This window comes from Microbacterium sp. K35 (assembly GCF_004794375.1).
Taxonomy (GTDB): Bacteria; Actinomycetota; Actinomycetes; order Actinomycetales; family Microbacteriaceae; genus Microbacterium; species Microbacterium sufflavum.
Window position 1 is genome coordinate 1 of record NZ_SSDM01000220.1, and the last position, 1,581, is coordinate 1,581.

The window sequence follows — 1,581 nt, forward strand, 5'->3', positions numbered from 1 at the left end:
AGCCGCAGCTCCTCGGTCGCCCGGCCCGACGCCGCCACGGCCGCCACCACGCCCTCGCGCCGCTGCTCCGCGTCGGGCGAGTCCGCGGGACCCGCGAGGAACGCGACCGCACCCTCCCCGACCTGCGCGAGAACGTGCCGCGTGAGCTCGCCCATCGCCTCGGCGTTGCTGACCGTGACGTGGTCGTAGTCGTCGCCGCGCGGCGGACCGGACAGGACCACGACCGGGATGCGGCGCGCGAGCCGCGCCAGCACGTCGTCCGGCACGCTGCTCGCGAGCACCATGAGCCCGTCGACACGACCGGCCATGTCCCGCACGGTCGACCGGTCGGGGTCGTCGCGCCCCACGCCCACCATCAGCACGAAGCCCTGCTTCCACGCCTCCAGCTCGGCCCCGCGCAGCACCTCGTCCAGGAACAGCATCGAGGTGGCAGGAGCGCCGGGCTCGCCCTCGTCCTCCACCACCGTGAACGGCGGGGCCGCGGCTCCCGCACTCGACAGGACGTCGAGCGCGGGGGCGTCCTCCGCCGCGTCGAACCCCGGGAAGTACAGGCCCAGCACGCCCGTCCGGCGCTCGGCCAGCCCGCGCGCGCTTCCGCTCGGGACGTAGCCGAGAGCCGTGACCGCATCGAGCACCCGCTCGCGGGTCGCCGGTCGTACGGCATCGGGCGACCGCAGCACCCGCGACACGGTGGCGATCGAGACGCCCGCGTGCGCGGCGACGTCGTACACGGTCGCGGCCTTGCTCACGGCGGATCCCCCAGGGTCGAGTCGTCGGATCGGGTGTCAGGACAGCGTAGATCAGACCCGGCGGGCGATCAGCGCACCGTGCGGGCGCGTGCTCGCCTCCCCGGGCACGCGGGCGCGGGTCTCGGTCCCCTCGACCTCGAGCCCCGCGGCGGCGAGCAGCGGCGTGAGCGCCTCCGCCGACCAGAAGTACGCGGTCGTGATCGCGTGGTCGAACGGCGCGCGCGGCTCGCCGTCGAAGAAGCCCAGCAGCAGTCGTCCCCCTGGCGCGAGCACGCGCGCGAACTCGGCGAGCGCGGCGGGCACCTCGGTCGGCGGCGTGTGGATGAGCGAGTACCACGCGAGGACGCCGCCCAGCGACCCGGCGGGCTGCGGCAGCGCGAGGAAGGAGCCCTGGGTGACGTCGAGGCCGGGGTGCCGCGTGCGGGCCTCCGCGACGAACTCCGCCGACAGGTCGATGCCCGACACGTCGTGCCCCGCGTCGTGGAGGAACCGCGTCCACAGCCCGGGACCGCACCCGGCGTCGAGCAGGGCACCCGAGGTGGCTCGGCGCCAGCGATCGATCGTGTCGCGGTCGCGGGGGTCCAGCTGCTCCACCGTGCCGGCGATCGCGACGTACTCCGCGGCGCGGTGGTCGTAGGCGGCCGCGATGGCGTCGTGCGCCTCCGCCGGTGTCGTCACCGGGTGCCCCCCGAGCTCATCGGGTACGGGCGGCGAGGGCGGCCTGGTAGAGGTCGCGCGTGGAGAGGCCGGTCTGCGCCGCCACCTCGGCCGCGGCCTCCTTCAGGCGCGTGCCGTCCGCGACCAGGGCCTGCACCTGGGCCAGCGCGTCGTC

At 75.8% G+C, this 1,581-nt stretch carries 2 protein-coding genes and 1 pseudogene; all 3 read right to left on the minus strand.

Translation table 11 applies throughout. The annotated features are described in order from the left end of the window. Positions 1 to 749: LacI family DNA-binding transcriptional regulator (locus DW299_RS08155; protein ID WP_136036294.1), on the minus strand; the 749-nt coding region annotated here is incomplete at its 3' end. Between the two features lie 51 nt (positions 750 to 800). Further along, positions 801 to 1,427, minus strand: a complete 627-nt coding sequence (locus DW299_RS08160) for a class I SAM-dependent methyltransferase (protein ID WP_136036295.1) — start codon at positions 1,425 to 1,427, stop codon at positions 801 to 803. Positions 1,428 to 1,443: 16 nt separating this feature from the next. After that, positions 1,444 to 1,581: pseudogene (locus tag DW299_RS19490) on the minus strand (16S rRNA (cytidine(1402)-2'-O)-methyltransferase); the annotation flags it as partial.